17 protein-coding genes are annotated in these 20,113 nt (G+C 71.7%); 7 read left to right on the top strand and 10 right to left on the bottom strand.

Features of this window, described 5'->3' with window-relative positions; genetic code table 11:
* Window positions 1-3: 3 nt before the first annotated feature.
* Entirely contained in the window at window positions 4-1,404 is a 1,401-nt protein-coding gene (hydA, locus tag OP04_RS42655) for a dihydropyrimidinase (RefSeq protein ID WP_033345728.1), read from the bottom strand.
* Window positions 1,401-2,240, bottom strand: a complete 840-nt coding sequence (locus tag OP04_RS42650; RefSeq protein WP_033345727.1) for a nitrilase-related carbon-nitrogen hydrolase — start codon at window positions 2,238-2,240, stop codon at window positions 1,401-1,403. Before OP04_RS42650 ends, hydA begins: the two co-directional genes overlap by 4 nt.
* Window positions 2,241-2,379: 139 nt before the next feature.
* Here OP04_RS42650 and OP04_RS42645 point away from each other — a divergent pair, with 139 nt between their 5' ends.
* From OP04_RS42645 to OP04_RS48815, 3 genes are read left to right on the top strand one after another with little or no spacing between them, the layout of a single operon-like run.
* The gene (locus OP04_RS42645) at window positions 2,380-3,762 is read left to right on the top strand and encodes an aminotransferase-like domain-containing protein (RefSeq protein ID WP_033345726.1); all 1,383 of its coding nucleotides are present in this window, start codon (window positions 2,380-2,382) and stop codon (window positions 3,760-3,762) included.
* Between the two features lie 10 nt (window positions 3,763-3,772).
* The gene (locus OP04_RS42640; protein WP_033345725.1) at window positions 3,773-3,997 is read left to right on the top strand and encodes a DUF2277 family protein; all 225 of its coding nucleotides are present in this window, start codon (window positions 3,773-3,775) and stop codon (window positions 3,995-3,997) included.
* 55 nt (window positions 3,998-4,052) lie between these two features.
* Complete coding sequence (locus OP04_RS48815) at window positions 4,053-6,299, top strand: AAA family ATPase (RefSeq protein WP_035087212.1); 2,247 nt, start codon at window positions 4,053-4,055, stop codon at window positions 6,297-6,299.
* Between the two features lie 7 nt (window positions 6,300-6,306).
* On the opposite strand, the gene OP04_RS42630 is transcribed toward OP04_RS48815, so the two are convergent.
* Together OP04_RS42630 and OP04_RS42625 are read right to left on the bottom strand one after the other, a co-directional pair.
* On the bottom strand, window positions 6,307-7,098 hold the full coding sequence (locus tag OP04_RS42630) for an alpha/beta fold hydrolase (RefSeq protein ID WP_033345724.1): 792 nt from the start codon (window positions 7,096-7,098) through the stop codon (window positions 6,307-6,309).
* 270 nt (window positions 7,099-7,368) lie between these two features.
* Window positions 7,369-7,725 carry a cupin domain-containing protein gene (locus OP04_RS42625; protein WP_051799927.1) on the bottom strand — a complete coding sequence of 119 codons (357 nt, stop codon included), beginning with the start codon at window positions 7,723-7,725 and terminating at the stop codon, window positions 7,369-7,371.
* Between the two features lie 92 nt (window positions 7,726-7,817).
* Between OP04_RS42625 and OP04_RS42620 the strand changes: the two genes are divergently transcribed.
* Window positions 7,818-8,228: a VOC family protein gene (locus tag OP04_RS42620; RefSeq protein ID WP_033345806.1), complete on the top strand. Its 411-nt coding sequence runs from the start codon at window positions 7,818-7,820 to the stop codon at window positions 8,226-8,228.
* A gap of 22 nt (window positions 8,229-8,250) precedes the next feature.
* Here OP04_RS42620 and OP04_RS42615 read toward each other — a convergent pair whose 3' ends face one another.
* The 4 genes from OP04_RS42615 to OP04_RS42600 all read right to left on the bottom strand — a co-directional run bounded on the left by OP04_RS42615 (window position 8,251) and on the right by OP04_RS42600 (window position 16,349).
* Window positions 8,251-9,777, bottom strand: a complete 1,527-nt coding sequence (locus OP04_RS42615; RefSeq protein WP_051799926.1) for an NADH-quinone oxidoreductase subunit NuoF family protein — start codon at window positions 9,775-9,777, stop codon at window positions 8,251-8,253.
* 51 nt (window positions 9,778-9,828) lie between these two features.
* Window positions 9,829-11,865, bottom strand: coding sequence for a hypothetical protein (locus tag OP04_RS50750; RefSeq protein WP_051799925.1), 2,037 nt, complete (start codon window positions 11,863-11,865; stop codon window positions 9,829-9,831).
* A gap of 388 nt (window positions 11,866-12,253) precedes the next feature.
* Complete coding sequence (gene secA2, locus OP04_RS42605; RefSeq protein ID WP_033345722.1) at window positions 12,254-14,551, bottom strand: accessory Sec system translocase SecA2; 2,298 nt, start codon at window positions 14,549-14,551, stop codon at window positions 12,254-12,256.
* Window positions 14,552-14,570: 19 nt separating this feature from the next.
* Window positions 14,571-16,349: an ABC transporter ATP-binding protein gene (locus OP04_RS42600; protein ID WP_033345721.1), complete on the bottom strand. Its 1,779-nt coding sequence runs from the start codon at window positions 16,347-16,349 to the stop codon at window positions 14,571-14,573.
* Window positions 16,350-16,523: 174 nt separating this feature from the next.
* On the opposite strand from OP04_RS42600, the gene OP04_RS42595 reads away from it, so the two are divergent.
* Entirely contained in the window at window positions 16,524-16,922 is a 399-nt protein-coding gene (locus OP04_RS42595; protein ID WP_051799924.1) for an ATP-binding protein, read from the top strand.
* Here OP04_RS42595 and OP04_RS42590 read toward each other — a convergent pair.
* On the bottom strand, window positions 16,919-17,410 hold the full coding sequence (locus OP04_RS42590) for a hypothetical protein (RefSeq protein ID WP_033345720.1): 492 nt from the start codon (window positions 17,408-17,410) through the stop codon (window positions 16,919-16,921). The two genes, OP04_RS42595 and OP04_RS42590, sit on opposite strands and share 4 nt — an antisense overlap.
* Before the next feature lie 213 nt (window positions 17,411-17,623).
* Between OP04_RS42590 and OP04_RS42585 the strand changes: the two genes are divergently transcribed.
* On the top strand, window positions 17,624-18,184 hold the full coding sequence (locus OP04_RS42585) for a hypothetical protein (RefSeq protein WP_033345719.1): 561 nt from the start codon (window positions 17,624-17,626) through the stop codon (window positions 18,182-18,184).
* A gap of 6 nt (window positions 18,185-18,190) precedes the next feature.
* On the opposite strand, the gene OP04_RS42580 is transcribed toward OP04_RS42585, so the two are convergent.
* Window positions 18,191-18,511 carry a DUF3817 domain-containing protein gene (locus OP04_RS42580; protein WP_033345718.1) on the bottom strand — a complete coding sequence of 107 codons (321 nt, stop codon included), beginning with the start codon at window positions 18,509-18,511 and terminating at the stop codon, window positions 18,191-18,193.
* Between the two features lie 83 nt (window positions 18,512-18,594).
* Between OP04_RS42580 and OP04_RS42575 the strand changes: the two genes are divergently transcribed.
* Window positions 18,595-20,067 carry a glutamate--cysteine ligase gene (locus tag OP04_RS42575; RefSeq protein WP_033345717.1) on the top strand — a complete coding sequence of 491 codons (1,473 nt, stop codon included), beginning with the start codon at window positions 18,595-18,597 and terminating at the stop codon, window positions 20,065-20,067.
* The last annotated feature ends 46 nt before the right edge of the window (window positions 20,068-20,113 follow it).

Genomic DNA, 20,113 nt, shown 5'->3' with positions numbered 1-20,113 from the left:
CCTTCAGACCAGGTAGGTGGAGAGGCCGCGCTTGACGTACTGCCCGTGGCCCTTGCGGCCGTGGTACTCGCCGTTCCTGACCAGGACCGTGCCGCGAGAGATCACGGTGTCGACCTTGCCGGCGATCTCGTAGCCCTCCCAGGCGGAGTAGTCCATGTTCATGTGGTGCGTGTCCACGCCGATCCGGGTCGTGCCGGCCGGGTCGTAGAGCACGATGTCCGCGTCCGAGCCGGGCGCGATGATGCCCTTCCGCGGGTAGAGCCCGAACATCCGCGCCGGCGTGGTCGCGATCGTCTCCACCCAGCGTGCGAGCGACAGCTTCTTGTCGACCACGCCCTGGTAGAGCAGGTCCACCCGGTGCTCGACGCTGCCGATCCCGTTCGGGATCTTCGAGAAGTCGCCGATGCCCATGTCCTTCTGGTCCTTGAAACAGAACGGGCAGTGGTCGGTGGACACGATCGACAGGTCGTTGCTGCGCAGGCCCTTCCACAGGTCGCGGTGGTGGTTCTCGTGCTTGGAGCGCAGCGGCGTGGAGCAGACCCACTTCGCGCCCTCGAACCCGGGCGCGCCGAGCTGGTCCTCCAGCGTCAGGTAGAGGTACTGCGGGCAGGTCTCCGCGAACACGTTCCGGCCGGCGTCGCGCGCCTCCGCGACCGCCTCCAGCGCCTTGCTGGCGGAGAGGTGCACGATGTAGAGCGGGCAGTCCGCGGCCACGCCGGCCAGCTGGATCGCCCGGTGCGTGGCCTCGGCCTCGAGCGCCTCCGGCCGGGTCAGGCCGTGGAAGATCGGGTCGGTCTCGCCGCGCGCGAGCGCCTGCTGGACCAGCACGTCGATGGCCGGGCCGTTCTCCGCGTGCATCATGATCATGGCGCCGTTGTCCCGCGCCTTCTGCATGGCGCGCAGGATCTGGCCGTCGTCGCTGTAGAACACGCCGGGGTACGCCATGAACAGCTTGAAGCTGCTCACGCCCTCGTCCGCGACGAGCTGGTCCATCGCCTTCAGCGCGTCCTCGGTGACGCCGCCGAGGATCATGTGGAACGCGTAGTCGATGTGGCACTCGCCGGCGGTCTTCGCGTGCCAGGCGGCCAGGCCGTCCTGCACGATCTCGCCGGTCCGCTGGATCGCGAAGTCGATGATCGTGGTGGTGCCGCCGAACGCTGCCGCGCGCGTGCCGGTGTCGAACGTGTCCGACGCCTCGGTGCCGCCGAACGGCATCTGCATGTGCGTGTGCGCGTCGATGCCGCCCGGGATGACGTATTTCCCGGTGGCGTCGATGGTGTCTGTCGTTTCAGGTGCGGTGCCGGGCGCGTAGAGCGCGACGATCTTCTCGCCGTCGATCAGGACGTCGTTCTCGTGCACGCCGGTCGGGGAGACGACCGTGCCGCCTTTGATCAACTTTGTCACGGCTTCACCAGTCCGTCGTAGCTGTCCGGGCGGCGGTCACGGTAGAACTGCCAGCGGTCGCGGACCGTCTCCAGCAGACCGAGGTCCAGGTCGCGGACGATCAGCTCCGGGCTGTGCGCGTCGCCGACCTCACCGACGAACTTGCCCTCCGGGTCGACGAAGTAGGACGTCCCGTAGAAATCGTTGTCGCCGAGTTCTTCGATTCCGGTGCGGTTGATCGCGCCGATGAAGTACTCGTTCGCCACCGCGCTGGCCGGCTGTTCCAGCTGCCAGAGATAGGCGGAAAGACCACGGCTGGTGGCGGACGGGTTGAATACGATCTTGGCGCCGGCCAGGCCGAGCGCGCGCCAGCCCTCGGGGAAGTGCCGGTCGTAGCAGATGTAGACGCCGATCCGGCCGACCGCGGTGTCGAAGACCGGATATCCGAGGTTCCCGGGGCGGAAGTAGAACTTCTCCCAGAACCCCTTCACCTGCGGGATGTGGTTCTTTCGGTATTTACCCAGGTAACTGCCGTCCGCATCGACCACGGCCGCGGTGTTGTAGAGGACGCCGGGCTGCTCCTGCTCGTACATCGGCAGCACCATCACCATGCCCAGCTCCCTGGCCAGCGCCTGGAACCGTTCGGTGGTCGGGCCGGGGATCGATTCCGCGTACGAGTAGAACTCCGCGTCCTGGACCTGGCAGAAGTACGGCCCGTAGAAGAGCTCCTGGAAACAGATGACCTTGGCCCCCTGCGCGGCGGCCTGCCGGGCATACTCCTCATGGGCCTTGATCATGCTTTCTTTGTCGCCGGTCCAGTTCGTCTGGACGATGGCGGCACGAACGACGTCTGCCATGGTTCCCCTCCAAGGGTCGCCGGTTTTCGCAGTCTTGTCTTCGAGCTTGTGCCGGGTGAGGCCGATGGCGTAGGACTTTAACGACACAGGTACGGGCGGACAATGGCCAATTTGTTACAGCCTATTGCGGAGAAGTAACATGCTGCAGCTCATTGCCGGAGCGGTCAATGACCGCAGCGCACGTGGAATAGCGGCCGCGGTCAGCCGGCTGGTCCACACCGGAGAACTTCCCGCCGGCACCCGCCTTCCGACGGTACGATCGGTGGCGCGCGAGCTCGGCATCAGCCCGACCACGGTCAGCGAGGCCTGGCGCAGCCTCGCCACCGCCGGCGCGATCCAGACCCGCGGCCGGTCCGGCACGTTCGTGCTCACGCCCGGCCGCCCCCGGCAGAAGCTGCGCTACGCCCGGGTCACCGCCGGCCCGGCCGCACTCCCGCACGACTTCTCCACCGGCGTGCCCGACCACGACCTGCTGCCCGACCTGTCCTCCGCGCTGCGCCGCATCGGCGACACCCGGTTCACCACCTCCTACCTGGAGGAACCGGTGCTGCCCCGGCTGGAGTCCGTGCTGCGCGAGCGCTGGCCGTTCCCGCCGCACCAGCTCACCGTGGTCGACGGCGCGCTGGACGCGATCGACCGGCTCACCTCCGCCGTGGTCCGGTTCGGCGACCACGTGCTGGTGGAGAACCCGGCGTTCCCGCCCGTGCTGGACCTGCTCGAGTCCGTCGGCGCGGTCGCCGTGCCGGTGGCCATGGACGCCGACGGACTGCTGCCCGCATCGCTGCGCGCCGCGCTCGACGTCGGGCCGACCGCGCTCTACCTGCAACCCCGGGCGCACAACCCGACCGGCGCGTCCATGACGCCGGCCCGCGCGGAACAGCTCGCGGCCGTGCTGGCCGCGCACCCGCTCGGCCGCGGCGTGATGGTGGTCGAGGACGACCACGCCGGCGACATCGCCACCGCCACCGCGGTCAGCATCGGCGCCTGGCTGCCGGAGCAGACCGCGCACGTGCGCAGCTTCTCCAAGTCGCACGGCCCCGACCTGCGACTGGCCGCGGTCGGCGGGCCGAGCGCGCTGATCGCGGCCGTCGCGGACCGGCGGCTGCTCGGGCCCGGCTGGTCCAGCCGCATCCTCCAGGCCGTGCTGCTCGACCTGCTCACCGACTCGGCCACGGTCAAACAGGTCGCGGCCGCACGCCGGGAGTACGCGGCCCGCCGCACCGCGCTGCTGGCCGCGCTCGCCGACCGGGGCGTGCAGGCCACGGCCGCGGACGGCATCAACATGTGGGTCAGCGTCCGGGACCAGCAGGTGGCGATGCTCAGCCTGGCCGCGCACGGGATCGGCGTGGCACCGGGCGCGCCGTTCGAGGTCGAGCCGCGCGACGGCGACCACATCCGGGTCACGGTCGGGCTGATCCGGGACGGCTTCGACGATCTGGCGGACATCCTGGCGTCGGCCGCGGGCGCCCGGCACCAGACCAGTGGGCGCCGGACCCGGTCGTTGCGCCGCGGGACCCGCTAGCCTGCTGAGCATGTGCAGAAGCATCAAGACACTGCGCCCGCCGTACGTCGAGGACGCGGGCGAGGACGACGTGCACGCGGCCGCGCTGCAATACGTCCGCAAGATCAGCGGATTCCGGGCGCCGGCCGCGCACAACCGGGAGGCGTTCGACGCCGCCGTGGACGCGGTCGCGGCCGCCACCCGCGCGCTGCTCGACACCATCGAGGTGCGCGGAAGCCGACCGGCAGCAGGATAGTCCGCCGGCCTTCGCGTTCCGTCGCGTTCCACTCGCGGGACTAGGATGCCCATCCATGGCTCAGCGACCGGACGTGCCCGGCTATCCCGGCCTCCCGGAGCTCTCCGGAGGCCATCTCGTCATCCCGCGGCAGCGCACCGCCGAGCCGCCGCTGCTGGTGCCGTCGTCGTTCGCGCCCGCGGCGCCGCCCCGGCCCGGCAGCCTCGGCGAACGCCTGCGCGAGGCCCGCGACCGCGTCTTCGTCGGCCGGGAGCGCGAGCTGGCCGCGTTCCGCACGGTGCTGCGCGACGGCGGCGTGCTCTGCCTGCACGGTCCGGGCGGCGTCGGCAAGACCACGCTGCTGCGCCGGCTCGCGGACGAGGCACGCGACGCGCACCGGACCGTGGCCGAGATCGACGGCCGGACCGCCGACCCGACACCGGCCGGTTTCGCGGCCGAGGTGACCGGGCCGTTCGGCGTACTGCTGATCGACGCGTTCGAGCACTGCCAGGGCCTGGAGCCGTGGCTGCGGGACGAGTTCCTGCCCGGCCTGCCCACCGGGACCGCCGTGGTGATCGCCGGGCGGGAGCCGGTGTCGGACGCGTCCCTGGCACTCGGGGACCTCGGCCCGGACGAGGCGGCACGGCTGCTCGCGGTCCGCGGCGTCGCGCCGGAGCACCGCGGGGCCGTGCTCGCGTTCACCGGCGGGCATCCGCTGGCGCTCAGCCTCGCGGCCACGCTGCCCCCGTCCGTGCTGCCACCGGCCGGGGCGCCCTGGCGTCCGGCGCCGGACGTGCTGGCGTCGCTGCTGGACGCACTCATCGGCGAGGTGCCGTCCCCGGCCCACCGGCAGGCGCTGGAGGTCTGCGCGCACGCGCCGTTCACCGACGCGCCGTTGCTGGAGTCCGTGCTCACGCTCCCCGCCACCGACCTGCTGGCCTGGCTGCGCCAGCTCCCGTTCGCGGACCCCGGCAGGCACGAGGACGTGTCGCGATCCGTGTCCGTGGGCGCGACCCGCTTCGCGTTTCCCGGCCAGGACGGCGGCGGGTCACCGCGCGCGGCGTCCGGCCACTCCGCGACCTTCGGCGAGGAGACCGCGGTCCTCGGCCAGGACGACCGGCCGCGGCCGGCGGCCACCGGCCCGCGCGACGGCGTGGTGCTGCACGAGATGGTGCGGGAGGCCGTCGACGCGGATCTGCGCTGGCGGGACCCGGCCGGCTACGAACGGATGCACCACGCGATCGGCGCACACCTGCTGGACCGCGTGCGCGCCGCCGACGGCCCGACCGAGTCGCTGGCCGCCACCACCGCGATCGCGCACCTCCAGCGCTACGGCCCGATGGCCGAGTGGCTGACGCTGATGCCGCAGCACGGCGACGGGTACGAGGACGGCCTGTTCCACGGCGACCACGACACGATCATCGCGCTGACCCGCCGGGCCGAGGGCGACGAGTCGGCCGCGCTGGTCGCGCACTGGCTGGAGGCCCAGCCGGAATCGTTCCGCGTCTACCGCCGGGCCGCCGACGACACCCCGACCGGCTTCCTGCTCTGGCTGCGGCTACCGGTCGGCGACCCGGACGCGGCCGCGGCCGACCCGGTCACGGCCGCGGCCTGGGCGCACGCGGAACGCACCCGGCCGCTCGGCGCGGGCGAGCACCTGGGCCTGGCCCGCTTCATGATCGACAGCGCCGGGCTCTCGCACGCGATGCACCTGCTCCGGCTGCGCGTCTACGCGATCTGGATCCGGTCGGACCGGCTCGCCTGGTCGTACGTGCCCTCCCACGACCCGGCCACCTGGGAACGACCGCTCGGGCTGCTCGGCCACCGCCCGTGCGGCGCGGCCGCGCCGGTCAACGGCCGCGGCTACACGCTGTTCGGCTGCGACTGGCGCATGACGCCGCCGGACGTCTGGTTCGGCCTCGCCACGCCGGCCAGCACCGTGCCGGTCGGGCCCGCGCCGTCCGTGCTGGCCCGCCCGGACTTCGACGCGGCCGTCCGCGCCGCGCTGCGCGACTTCCACCGCCCCGGCGCGCTGGCCGCGAGCCCGCTGCTGCGCACCCGCATCGTCACCGGCGCGGCCGCCCACCCGGTCGACGCGCTGCGCGAGCTGCTCACGGACGCGGTCGACGCGCTGCGCGACGACCCGGCCGAGGCCCGCCTGCACCGCGTGGTCGCCACCACGTTCTTCCACCGCCTGCCCACCCAGGTCGCGGCCGCGGAGCGCCTCGGCCTGTCCTTCAGCACCTACCGCCGCCATCTGCACCGCGGCCTGGACCGCGTCGGTGACCTCCTCTGGCAACGCGAGTCCGGCGCCCTCCGGTGATCGCGGGTCACCACGTGTGGCCGGCCAGCGTCACGCGGAGGCGGGCGGCGACGGTGTCGGGGTTCGCCTGGACGCCCATGTGGTCGAGGGCCGGGAGTTCCAGGATCGTGAAACCGCAGGACTCCAGGTCGGCGCGGATCGTGCGGACGCGCCGGGCCAGGCGGGCGCCGGGACGGCTCTCGTACAGCAGGCAGCCGGGCTCGCCGTCCTCGGCGCCGAACCAGAAGATCTTCGGGCCGGGCAGCGCGGTCAGGGCGGCACGGTCGTCGCGCTCGTCCCAGGCGCGGTACATCAGCGCGGTCGCGAACGCGTTGTCCGCCAGCGGGCGCATGCCGGAGGTCAGGTAGGCCAGGCGCGCGCCCTCGGACGAGCCCATCCAGTACTCCTTGGAGCCCAGGATCGGGAAGCCGCCGATCAGCAGGCCGGCCACGCGCGGGCTCAGCGGCGCGAGGAAGCCGGCGAGCGCGGCCATCCCGGAGTAGCCGCCCAGCACGAAACGGTCCGCGCCGGCCTCGTCCGCGACCCGGTGCAGGTCGGCCACCTCCAGCGCGACCGGGAACTCCTCGATCGGCTTGCCGCCCCAGAACGACGGCCCGTCCTCCTGCTCCTCCCAGGTCACCCAGTCCTCGGCGTCACCCTCGGGCGCGTCGATGCCGGTGACGTGCCGCGGCATGTAGCGGACCACCCGGTACCGGTCGGCGAGCCGCTCGGCCAGATCGGCGTGCTCCCGCCGCGTCCGGCACGGAAAGATGATCACTGGTCCGGCGCCGCGCGCCTCGTACCACACCGGAAGGCTCATACGCCCCAATCTAGGCCCGCCCGACCGATTCCACAGTGGCTTCTGCCCACAGCATGATCGCGCTCGGCGTACCGGCCGCGCCACCCGCGGACCGCAACCCGCCGCACGGCCCGCGAGCAGCGGCGGAAGCCGCGTGCTCGTCCGGAAGCACCGCGAGACCGGCTCCGGCCGGCGCGCCGAAGCGGAGCGCCGGCGGAGTCTTCGGCTCGTCGGAGGTTGGCCCGCGGGAGCAACGCTGCCGGACCACGCCGGAAGCGGGAAAATCCGCTTTCATGGCAGTTTCCAGCCGGGGAGGGAGGGCCAGCGGACCGTGAGGACGACCGCGTCCGTGGCGGCGTGCCAGGTGTGGTCCTCGCCGGGGCCCCAGACCACGTAGTCGCCCTCGTGTGCGAGCGTGACCGGGCCCGAGCGGAGTTCCAGCGTGAACGTGCCGCTGATCAAGAGCAACATGGCGGTACGCGGATCGCCCGTGGCCCAGTCGGCACGACGGTCACCGGCCGGGTGCACGCCCCACTTGACCTCGACGTCCGTGCTGTGCAGCGGTGTGCCCGGCGGCTGGAAGTGACCGAGGAGCCAGCCGCGCTCGGCCGGCGCATCCCGGTGCGCATTTCCGAAATATACCGGCATAGCGGCCGAGAGTAGCAGGAAACAGGGTCCCGGCGGCGGGGCGCAGTCTAGGCTCGTGCCGACACGAATCCGTGCTGCTCAGGAGGCTGATCATGGTCGCGCGACTCAATCCGTACATCAATTTTCGCGGTGAGGCCAAGGCCGCGCTGGAGTTCTACCGGGGCGTGCTGGGCGGCGAGACGACCGTGTCGACGTTCGGGGAGTTCGGGATGGCGGGGTCGCCGATCGCGGACCAGGTCATGCACGGGCAGCTGGAGACGCCGGGCGGGATGACGCTGATGGTGTCGGACGTGCCGCCGGAGATGCCGATCACGCCGGGCACGAACGTCACGATCAGCCTGAGCGGCGACGAGGGCGAGCTGCTGCGCGGCTACTGGGAGAAGCTCCAGGACGGCGCCACCGTGCACACGCCGCTGGCGAAGCAGATGTGGGGCGACGAGTTCGGGCAGCTCACCGACAAATTCGGGATCGGCTGGCTGGTGAACATCGGGGCTCCCCAGTAGCAGGGAAGCCCCGAATCGCACGTCAGCGGCGTCGCGGCGCCGGTTTGCGGTCGTTGCCGCCGCTGCGCTCGTTGCCGCCCTTCTCCAGGTGCAGCGCGAGCGCGGGGCAGACCAGGATTGCCTTCTTCGCGGCCGCCTCCAGCCAGATCGGCACCGGCGCGTCCGGGAACGCGGGGTAGCCGTTGCCGTCCAGCTTGATCAGCTCCGGGAAGACCTCGGCGCACAGGCCGTGGCCGTCGCAGCGCGCCCAGTCCAGTTTCAGCTTGCCGATGCTCGGGCCGCCGGGCAGCTCGTTCGGGATCGGCAGCAGCTTCTTGACCGGTTTGCCGCAGCCCTCGCCGAGCCGGTGCCGCTTGATATCCTCGGCGAACACCTCCAGCGCGGTCAGCGCGAACCGACCGGTGCCGTCCGGGTGGCTGCACGCGCCGCGGCCGCGGACCATGCCGGCCGCGTTACGCACCGCCTGCTCGGCCGCGGCCGAACCGGACGCGGTGAGCAGCTGGAACTGGTTCGCCACGTCGGGCAGGCCGAGCCGGCACGGGCCGCACTGACCGGCGGACTCGCCGGCCAGGTAGCGGACGATGCGGCTGGCCTCACCGAGCGGGCAGGTGTCGTTGCCGAGCGGGATGATCATGCCGGCGCCGAGCGTGCCGCCGATCGAGGCGAAGCTCTCGCGGGAGACCTCGGCCTTCTGCGCGTTCTCCCAGGAGATCCACTTGCCGTGGTAGCCGCCGACCAGGATGCCGGGGCCCTCGGTGGCGCCGCAGATGTCCAGCACCTCGCGCAGCGGCACGCCGGTCGGGCACTCCAGCACCATGTGCTGCGCCGCGGAGCCGCCGACCGTGAGCAGGACCGTGCCCGGCTCCTTCTTCGTGCCGACCGACGTGTAGTCCTCCGGGCCGAGCCGGGCCGCGACCGCGATCTGCGAGTACGTCTCCGCGTTCGACAGCAGCGTGGGCTGGCCGTTGACGCCGCTCTCCGACGAGCGCGTCTTGATGCCCGGCGGGATGTGCGCCTCGCCGTTGATGCCGCGCACCAGCGCGCCGCCCTCACCGGCGATGAACCGGTGAGGGACGGTCACGATGCGCGTCGGAGCCGGCATGCGGCGCTCCGCGAGCGCCTCCTCCAGCGAGCTCTGGCCCACGCCGTCGTCGGCCACGCCGATGACGATCTCCTCGGCCTCGAGCGCCCAGGCGGCGAGCGCGGCGCCGTCCAGGATCAGATGCGGCGCCCGGGTGAGCAGCATCTTGTCCTTCCACGAGGGCGGCTCGCCCTCGGTGGCGTTGACCACCACGACCGGCGCGCGGTCCTGCCGGTCCGCGGAGTCGACGACGGCCTTCACCTTGCGGTGGAACGGGAAGCCCGCGCCGCCGCGGCCGGTGAGCTTGATCTTCTCGGCCAGGCTGATCAGTTCGTCGGAGGACAGCGGGCGCAGGTCACCGTGGACCTCCAGGTGTGCCCAGAGGTCCAGGCGACCGAAGTCCTCGAATCCAGCCGTCAACCGGGCCGGGCCGATGCACCCCACCGGGGGCACGACGCCGTTGCTCACCGCTTCTCCTTCATGTGTTGCCTCGGGTCTTCAGGTGAAGAGAAAGCGACTCTACTTGGCCTCGCCACGCATGCGCGCCCAGAACTCGTCGTCGGAGACCTCGTCCGCGGAGGCACGACCCGGACGGCGGGTACGGGCATCCTTCGAAGGTTTGGCCGTCCGGGCAGCCCTCCTGGCCGTCAGGTCGACCAGCGTGGGCGTGTCGTCGCCGACGAACTCCGGACGGGCAGGGCGGGACTCCTCCTCCTCGTACCGGGACACCGGGTTGGCCGGCGGGCGCCAGTACTCGTCGACCGGGGCCTCGTCCTCCTCGACCGGCGCGGGCGCGGGGCGGCGGGTGCGGCGACGGCCGGTGTCGGCCACCTCCGGCTCCTCCTCGGCGGCGGCCCGGTGCGAGCGGCGCGGACGGGCCTCCTCCTCGAAGTCGTCCTCCGGCTCCGGCTCCACGGCGCGGCGGGCGCGCCGGGAGGTGGCGATGGCGACCTCGTCCTCCTCGTCCTCCACGTCGGCGGCACGACGGGCGCGGCGCGGCGCGGTGGCGGCAGCGACCTCGTCCTCCTCGGCGGCGGCACGGCGGGAACGGCGGGTGACGGTCTCGTACTCGCCGGTCAGGTAGGCGTCGTCATCGTCGGCGGCACGGCGGGCCCGGCGCGGCGCGGCGGTCTCCTCCGGCTCCTCGGTGACCCGGCGGGTACGGCGCGGCGGCGTGGCCGCGGCCGAGATCTCCGCCTCGCCGAACTCGTCCTCGTCCTCGGTGCGGCGGGACCGGCGCGGCGCGGGCGCGGCCTTGGTCTCGGCGGCGGGACGGCGGGTGCGGCGCGGCGCCGGGATCTCGTCCTCGAAGTCGTCCTCCGGCTCCGGCTCGGGCGTACGGCGGGCCCGGCGCACCGGGACCTCGTCGAACTCGTCCTCGACCGGCGGCGCGGGGCGGCGCGGGCGACGGGCGGCCGGCGTCTCCTCCTCTTCCACCAGCTCGGGGACGAGCGGGCGGCGGGCGGTACGGCGCGGGGCCGCCTCCTCCTCGTAGTCGTCGTTCACCGCGGCCGGGGCCTGCGGGCGGCGGGCGGCGGCCTCGACCAGCTCCTCCGCCTCCTGCACCACGTCGCGGGAGATCTTGGACATGAGCTGGGTCTCTTCGAGCGCGTTCGCCGGCAGCGGCGTCTGACGGCCGCGGCGCTGCTCCGCCTGCTCCTCGGAGAAGCCGCCCCAGGCCGCGCCGCGCGGGGCGGCCAGCGACTCGTCGGCGGACGGCTGGTTGCGGACCGCGCCGCGGTACATCGGGCGGGAGTTGCCGGCGCGGGCGCCGGTGGCGGCCTCCAGCGGGCCGGACTGGGCCTTGCCCGCGGCCTTGGCGGCGGACGGCACGGCCTTCGGCTGGGAGAGCCGCTTGTTGTAGACGCCGATGAACCGGACCAGCATCGCGATGACCACGCCGACCAGGCACAGAATGTAGGCGACGATGACCCAGGTGGCGGCCGCGCGGCCGGCCAGCAGTCCGTGGCCGAGCGCGATCGGCCAGGCGAGGTAGCCGACGGAGTGCATGGCGCGCCACATCCACGGCTTGCCCTTGCCGGCGAAGGCGACGCGGGCGATGCCGGTCCAGAACGCGGCGACCAGGCACCAGGCGGCGAGCGTGCCCATGCCGACGTAGAGCGCGTTCGGGTTCAGGAACGGGACCACGATGTCGATCACGGAGGCGTGCGCCTCGAGGATCTTCACGGTGACGTGCAGCAGCAGGAACGACACGGCGATGGTGCCGGTGGTGCGGTGCACGCCCTGGACCAGCACCCGGTGTTTCGGCGTGAGGATGAGCCGGTCCGTGGCCGCCAGGCCCACCATGACGGTGATCGACAGCGAGACCAGCACCACCACGCCGGCGTAGAAGTCCAGGTACGCGAAGATGAACACGGCCGGGACGACGCCGGCGGTGGTCAGCGCGCCGATCGCCCACAACGCGACGACGACGCCGCCGACGATGATCAGCCAGGGCAGCTTGCCTGATACGCCCTTCTTCTTCTCCTCGGTGCCCGGGGCGGGTGCTCCGCCGTCGTTTCGGGCATCCCGTTCGAACTTCTTGCGTTTCGCCATCGCTCCTCGATCTTCCGCATTCGCGCCACTACCGCTGCCGCGCGGCCGGATCCCGGCCGGTCCGCGCGTTCTTCGTACGGCCTCAGCTATGAAGTCGTTTCGCGTAACTCACGGTCATTCCCTGTATCCCCATCGCCCGGAAGTCCCTCACACCCGTGTGATCCAGCGAGGCGCCCGGGGCTCATCCGTCCGCCTGCTGTATCCGCCACGATGTACGGCTCAGTAGGTTCGAAAGGATTAAAGAGATCTGAGAAATTTCTTGAGGTGGCAGCCACATCACTCACGGCAAAACGATGGAACGCGGTGGGTGATGAATGAGACAGCATGAAGCCCGCCAAACCGGTCGAAAACCGGATATGGCGGGCTTCACCCGTGCGTGGTATGTCGTTTATTTCCCGCCGGTTACCAGGCGACGACCGACCGCCGCGATGAGGCGGTCCAGTTCGGAACCGAACGGGTTGTCGTGCACCAGGTACGTCCACGTGGCGCTCGGGCGGACCAGATTCGCCTCCGCGGGCTCCCAGCTGTCGGTGACCTCGTCGATCTCGGCGAACGTGTCGACCGTGCGGTCCTCGATCTCCGGCATGATCTTGCCGAACGCCGGCACCGCGGACCGGTGGAACTCGTCCAGCGGGTCCAGCTTGCCGAGCGCGCGCAGGTGGACGCCCTCGCGGACCTCCGACAGGTACGCCAGGTGCTCGGCCCAGAGCCGGTCCAGGTGGAACAGCGCGATCGACCGGGACACCTTGTTCAGCACCTCGTCGTCGATCTCCCCGGTCTCGTCCGGGAACTTCGACTTCAGCATGTCGGCCGCGACCTCGGAGGTCAGCAGGCGCTCGCGGCGCTCGGAGAGCGCCACCCGCTGCTGCTCGATGACCACGTTGTAGCGCCAGGTGTTGCGGTGGATCTCGTGGCCCACGCCCTCCGCGACGCGCTGCGCGTGCCCGACCGCGTAGTCCACCCGCTCGTCGGTGACCACGCCGTCCAGGTCCATGTGCGGGGACGGGGGGATCATGTCGTTCGCGTTCCGGACGATCAGGTCGTCCTCCAGGCTGCCGTAGAAGACGGACGTGCCCGGGTCGCCCTGCCGGCCGGCGCGGCCACGCAGCTGGTCGTCGATGCGGCCGCTGTCGAACCGGCCGGTGCCGATCATGTAGAGCCCGCCCAGCTCCGCGACCTCGTCGTGGTCGGCCTCGTCGCTGCCGCCGAGCCGGATGTCCACACCACGGCCGGCCATCTGGGTGGAGACCGTCACGGCGCCGCGCTTGCCGGCCTCCGCGATGATCGCGGCCTCCTCGGCGTCGTTCTTCGCGTTCAGCACCACACAGGAGATGCCGGCGGCCTCGAGCGCGGTGGCCAGGCTCTCCGACTCCTTCACGTCGCGCGTGCCGATCAGCACCGGGCGGCCCGACTCGTGGGCCTCGGTGATCTCCTTGACCAGCGCGTCCTCCTTCTCCTGGCGGGTGGCCAGGATCCGGTCGGGGAGATCCTCGCGAATGTTCGGCTTGTGCGGCGGGATGACCGCGACCTCAAGCTTGAAGAACTCGCGGAGCTGGTCGCCGACGAGCACGGCGGTGGCGGTCATGCCGCAGACCGTCTTGTAGAGCGCGATGAACGACTGCACCGTGATGGTCTGCAGCACCTCGCCCTCGCTGGTCGCGGTCAGGCCCTCCTTCGCCTCGACCGCGGCCTGCAGGCCGTCCGGCCAGCGGCGGCGCTGCGCGACCCGGCCACGCGACTCGTCCACCAGCTCGACCACGCCGTTGCGGACGATGTAATCCACGTCGCGGTGCAGCAGCGCGTGCGCGTGCAGCGCCACGTTGAGCGCGGCGAGCTGGTCGAAGTTCTCGTCGGCATACAGGTCGATGCCGTCGAGCTCCTTCTCGATGCGGGCGGTGCCGTCGGTGGTGAACGCGACGCTGCGGCCGTCCTCCGCGATCTCGTAGTCACGCGTCGCCTTGAGGCCCTTGACCAGACCGGCGGCGGCGTGCACCGGGTCCTGCTCGCCGGGGACGGTGCCGGCCAGCACCATCGGCACGCGCGCCTCGTCGATCAGGATCGAGTCGGCCTCGTCGACGATCGCGGTGGCCAGCTCGCGCTGCACCCGGTCGTCGATGTCGACCACGAGCTGGTCGCGCAGGTAGTCGAAGCCGGCCTCGGAGACGGAGACGTAGGTGACGTCGCAGCCGTAGGCCTCGCGGCGCTCCTCCGGCGTGGACGCCTCGGTCACGGAGCCGACCGTGAGGCCGAGCAGCGTCAGGACCGGGCGCATCCAGTCCGCGTCGCGGGCCGCGAGGTAGTCGTTGACGGTGAGCACGTGCACCGGGCCGCGGCCCTGACGGACATGGCCGTAGGAGGCGATCGCGGCGGTGAGCGTCTTGCCCTCACCGGTGGCCATCTCGGCGACCTTGCCGGAGAGCAGCGCCATCACGCCGAGCACCTGCTCGTCGTAGGGCCGCTGGTCCAGGCCGCGGCGTGCGGCCTCCCGGCCGACCGCGCAGATCTCCGTGAAATCATCCGCCTTGCCGGCCCGCTCGGTCAGCTCGGCGTCGTCGAGCTCCTTGAGCTCCTCCTCCAGTGCCTCGATCGCGGGCAGCCGCTTGCGCAGCGGCGCGAGATCGACAGTTGTCCCTGGGCGCTGCAGGAACTTCTGGAAGCTCTTCTTCAACCGTGACGACACACCCATGGTGCGAAACGCTACTTCATCACAGCTCTGAGTGGTGAGGGGCACCGGCTTCCGAAACCAGCAATTGGTGCGCCGCCAGCTCGCGATAGAGCGGACTGGTCTCCACCAGCTCGTCGTGCCGTCCGGTGGCCACCACGCCGCCGGATTCCATCACCACGATCTGGTCGGAGCCGACCACGGTGGACAGCCGGTGCGCGACCACCAGCAACGTGCGCGTCTGTGCGGCCGCGTCGATCGCGCGGCGCAGCGCGGCCTCGTTGCGGGCGTCGAGGTTGCTGGTCGGCTCGTCCATCAGCAGGATCGGCGCGTCGGTGAGCAGCGCGCGGGCGATCGCCAGCCGCTGCCGCTCGCCGCCGGAGAGCAGCACGCCGCCCTCGCCGACCTGCGCGTCCAGCCCCAGCTCGGTGCGGGTGACGATGCCGGTCAGGTTGACCGACTCCAGCACCTCGAACAGCCGGGCGTCGTCCGTCTCCGGCGCGGCGAGCAGCAGGTTCTCCCGGATGGTGCCGGCCAGCACCGGGGCCTCCTGCTCGACGTAGCCCAGGTGGGCGCGCAGCGCGTCCCGCCCCTGGTCGCGCACGTCGACGCCGTCCACCCTGATCGTGCCGGACGTGGTCTCGTAGAACCGCTCGACCAGCGCCAGGAGCGTGGACTTGCCCGCGCCGGACGGCCCGACCAGCGCGGTCCTGGTCCCGTAGGGCACGGTGAAGCTCACGTCGTGCAGCACCGTCCCCTCCGCGGCGGGATAGGCAAAACCCACCCCTTCGAACTCCACCGCGGTACGCCCCGGGGGCGCGGCGCTCCGCTCCGAGGAGCCCTGGTCCTCGGCCGGGATGCGCAGCACCTCCTCGATCCGCTCCAGCGCGCCCAGCCCGGTCTGCAGCTGGGTGTAGGCGTTGATCGCCTGCCCGAGCGGCATGATCAGGAAGAACAGGAAGAGGATGAACGCCACCAGGTCGCCCACCGTGATGTCCCCGGCGGCCACGCGCGCGCCGCCCACGCCCAGCACCGCCAGGAACGCGCCCTGGGTGGCCATGGCCGCGACCGGGGAGATCAGCGCCTGCAGCCGGGCCACCTTCAGGCCGGCCGCGTAGGCGCCCTCCGCGCTCGCCACCACCAGCTCCGCCTCGCGCCCCTCGGCACGGGCCGCGCGGATCGTGCGCGCGGCGGAGATGGCCCGCTCCACGGTCGAGGTCATCTCGCCGATCCGGGCCTGGGTGGCGCGGGAGAGCGCGCGCACCCGCCGGGACGCGGTGATCGCGAACCCCATGCCGAACACGAGCGCGAGCAGCGTGACGCCGAGCAGCAGCGGGTCGAGCACCGCCATCGCGCCGATCGCGCCGACCACCATCACCACGCCGGTGGCGATCTCGAAGAGCCCGGAGGTGACCACCGCGCGCAGCAGCGTGGTGTCCGCGCCGACGCGGGAGAGCAGGTCGCCGGTGCGGCGCGCGTCGTACTCCGCGATGGGCAGCCGGAGCAGGTGGTGGGCGAGGCGGCGGCGGGTGCCGAGCACCACGCCCTCGGCCGTGCGCTGCAGCAGGTAGTCGCGGACCGCGTTGATCGCGGCCCCCACCAGGACCAGCGTGGCCAGCAGCGCGACCGTGCCGCCGACCGCGCCGGACGCACCGATCGCGTCGAGCAGGTCGCGGGTGAGCAGCGGCTGGACCAGCGAGGCGCCGGCACCGAGCATGGACAGCACCGCGACGACGGCCAGCGTGGGCCAGTGCGATCGCAGGTAGGGCGTCAGCGCGCGCAGCCCGACCGGTGATGGTGTGGTGGTGCTCTCCCCCGTCATGCGATCAAAGCTAGCCACGCGGGACGCCGCACCGCGTCCGCCCTCAGCGAAACCTCAGCTACGTCAAGCGACAGAGAAGCAACCCAAAGTAACTGTTTCACGTTCCGTCATCGTGGGTATCCAAGCGCTGCTCCGAACGCCTGTCGCCGAGCCGAGCGGGAACCAGCCACAGACATGACAGCCCAGCCCGAGAGTCATACGGTCCGGGCCTCCCTGCCGCCGGTCGCCGATTCCAGCCGCGCGGCACGCTCCCTGGTCAACGACGCCTGCCTCCGCTGGAACCTGCCCGCGCTCGCGGACGACGCCTGCGTGATCGCCAGCGAGCTGGTCACGAACGCGGTCCGCCACGCCGGCACGCCACTGCACGTCACGCTCGCGATCTCCGGCGGCCGGTTCCTGCTCGCGGTCCGGGACGGCTCGCCGCGGCCCGCGATACCCCACCACCCGGACCCGCACGTGCCGGGCGGCCGGGGACTGCTGCTGGTCGGCGAGATGTCGCACGCGTGGGGCAGCGTCGCGCTGCCCGACGGCGGCAAGGTCGTCTGGGCAGCGCTGCGCGCGGACGCGGCCTAGGCCACCGCGCGGGACGCGGTCGGGTCCGGCCAGCGCGGCGGGCCGTCCGGCGCGCCGGCACCCACCTTCTCCCCGTCGTCTGGCGCCTCCGCCGCCGGTGCGGCCTCCGCGCTCGGCGCCGCGTCCGGGATCGGCAGGTCCGCGGGCGACCCGAGCAGGTCCGCCGCGGTGCCGGCCAGCGGACCGGGCAGCGGCTCCGTCAGCGGGGACGACGGCGGCTTCGCCCCGGACGGCGGCATCGCGTGCCCCAGCGCGGACTCCGCCGCGGCCCGGCGCGCCTCCGCGCTGCCGGCCGGATGGACCGGCAGGCCGGCGCCCTCCAGCACCAGGATCGCGTTGCGCACCGGCGGGCACGGGAGCGGCTGCTGGCAGCGGTCGCACATCATGTCGTCGGAGGACGCGTCCTCCGGGCCGTGCGAGGCCACCATCTCCAGCGCGGTCTGCGCGAACACGCTCTCCGGATTGATGTACGAGTCGTGGCTGCTCATCTCGTTCCCCCTGACGATCTGCGGCCTATGCCGGTATTTTCCCCGAGATTGCCCGCACTCGGGCCCGAACGGCGGGGAGCGCGCACACCTCGTACCCTCTGGGGCTTTTGTCCTTGTCAGGGGTTGTTCTCACGCGGCATTCACTCAATGTCGCTTATCGGCTACCGAAAGTAGAATCTAGGGTGTGCCACGGCAGAAACGGAGGGGACACCCATGCCCGAGGCAGTCTGGGACAAGGAGCTCTTCCCGGAGCCCGTGGTCCGCCGGTTCGGTCCGCTCGTGACCGGCCGGTTCATCAACTACCTCGACGGCTATCCGCGGCAGATGAAGGTCGGCCAGCCGATCCTCATGGCGATCTTCATGTTCGCGAGCACGGCCTCGCTGGTCGGCAGCGCGATCCTCACGCTGATCCGCGGCGCGGCGGGCCAGGGCGGCACGCGGCGCAAGTTCAAGGAGCTGAAGAAGGGGCCGGAATTCCTGGTCACGCCGATGCGGCTGCGCGGCGACGACGGCCTGCTCTACGAGATGGAGCTGCACGGGCACGTCGGCCAGAGCGCGATCATCCGGCACGACCACCTGCAGATAAGGGTGCGCCGGCAGAAGGACCCGCAGCTTCAGCCGCGCATCGAACGCATCGTCAACATCACCACGCAGCAGGTGCTGGTCCCGCACCCGCCCACGATCTGGTCCCACCTCGGCCCCGGCATGCTGCTCCAGGCCATCGCGGGCATCGTGATCATCCTGCTGGTCGTCAGCGCCTGCGTGGCGCTCTAGACCGCTCTAGACCAGGGCCTTCTCGCGAACGGTGAGCAGGCCCCGGCGGCGGGCCCAGCGCTCGAAGACCAGCGTGAACAGCGGCGGGATCGCACAGGCCAGCGCGATCATCGCGGTCAGCGGGTGCCACCGGTGCAGCACCGCGACCACCAGGGTGACCAGCACATAGGTGACGAACAGCGCACCGTGGACCGGCCCGAAGATCTTGACGCCGATCTCGTCGTGCACCGCGACGTACTTGAAGAACATCCCGATCAGCAGCCCGGTCCAGGAACAGGCCTCCGCGATCGCCACGATCGTGAACAGGGTCAGCGCGGCGCGCCGCATGATTCCTCCGCCGGTTGGAAAAGATGAGGTTGCGGATCGTAACGAGACGAGCCTGAGACGTTCCTGGAAGGTGGCGGACGCACATGGGCGAGGAGGTCGGGCCGCGGGAGTTCACCCGCGAGGACCGGGCCAGGTACCGGCAGAAGATCCGCCGTTGCCTGGACGTGTTCGCCGAGATGCTGGCCGAGCACCGCTTCGACGCGGAGCACCCGCTGACCGGGCTGGAGATCGAGTTCAACCTGGTCGACGACGCGGCCGACCCCACGATGCGCAACGCGGACGTGCTGGCCGCGATCGCCGACCCGGCGTTCCAGACCGAGCTCGGCCAGTTCAACATCGAGATAAACGTGCCGCCGCTCGCGCTCTCCGAGGGCGGGCTGACCGGCTTCGAGAAACACCTGCGCGACAGCCTCAACGAGGCCGAGTCCAAGGCCCGCGCGGTCGGCGCCCGGATCGCCATGATCGGCATCCTGCCCACGCTGCGGTCCGCGCACTTCACGCTCGACTCGCTCTCCGTCAACCCGCGCTACCAGCTGCTCAACGAACAGATCTTCGCGGCCCGCGGCGAGGACCTGGACATCCGCATCGACGGCCCGGAACGCCTGGAACTCACCGCGGACACCGTCACGCCGGAGGCCGCCTGCACCAGCACCCAGTTCCACCTGCAGGTCAGCCCGGACGACTTCGCCGGCTACTGGAACGCCTCGCAGAGCATCGCCGGCATCCAGGTCGCGCTCGGCGCCAACTCCCCCTACCTGCTCGGCCGGGAACTGTGGCGAGAGACCCGGATCCCGCTCTTCGAGCAGGCCACCGACACCAGATCAGAAGAGATCAAGGCCCAGGGGGTACGCCCGCGGGTGTGGTTCGGCGAGCGCTGGATCACCTCGGTGTTCGACCTGTTCGAGGAGAACGTCCGCTACTTCCCCGCGCTGCTGCCCGTGTGCGAGGACGACGACCCGGCCGAGACGCTGGCCCGCGGCGAGACCCCCACGCTGCCCGAGCTGCGCCTGCACAACGGCACCGTCTACCGCTGGAACCGGCCGGTCTACGACATCGTCGCCGGCGTCCCGCACCTGCGCGTCGAGAACCGCACGCTGCCCGCCGGGCCGACCGTGGTCGACACGCTCGCGAACGGCGCGTTCTACTTCGGCCTGACCCGCGCGCTCGCCGCCTCCGAACGCCCGATCTGGTCCCGGATGTCGTTCGGCACCGCCGAGGAGAACTTCCACGCCGCGTCCCGGCACGGCATCAACGCGTCCGTCTACTGGCCCGGCGCCGGCACCGTCCCGGTGACCGAGCTGGTGCTGCGCCGCCTCCTCCCCCTCGCGCATGAGGGCCTCGACGCGTGGGGCGTCGCCGCGGACGAGCGTGAGCGGCTCCTCGGCGTCATCGAGGCCCGCTGCCTGGCCGGTGTGAACGGCGCCACCTGGCAGGTCGAAACCGTCCGCGAGCTGGAGGAACGTGGCAACCTCGACCGGGACGCCGCGCTGCACGAGATGCTCGGGCGCTACCTGGAGCACATGCACACGAACCGGCCGGTGCACGAGTGGGCGTGATCACGGCCGTCATCCTTGGGGATGACGGTCACAATCTGAGGTACAA

The sequence above is a fragment of the Catenuloplanes japonicus genome (genome assembly GCF_000717135.1).
GTDB classification, from domain to species: domain Bacteria; phylum Actinomycetota; class Actinomycetes; order Mycobacteriales; family Micromonosporaceae; genus Catenuloplanes; species Catenuloplanes japonicus.
Note: the sequence above shows the minus strand (reverse complement) of the source record. Positions and strands in the feature narration are given on the sequence as shown.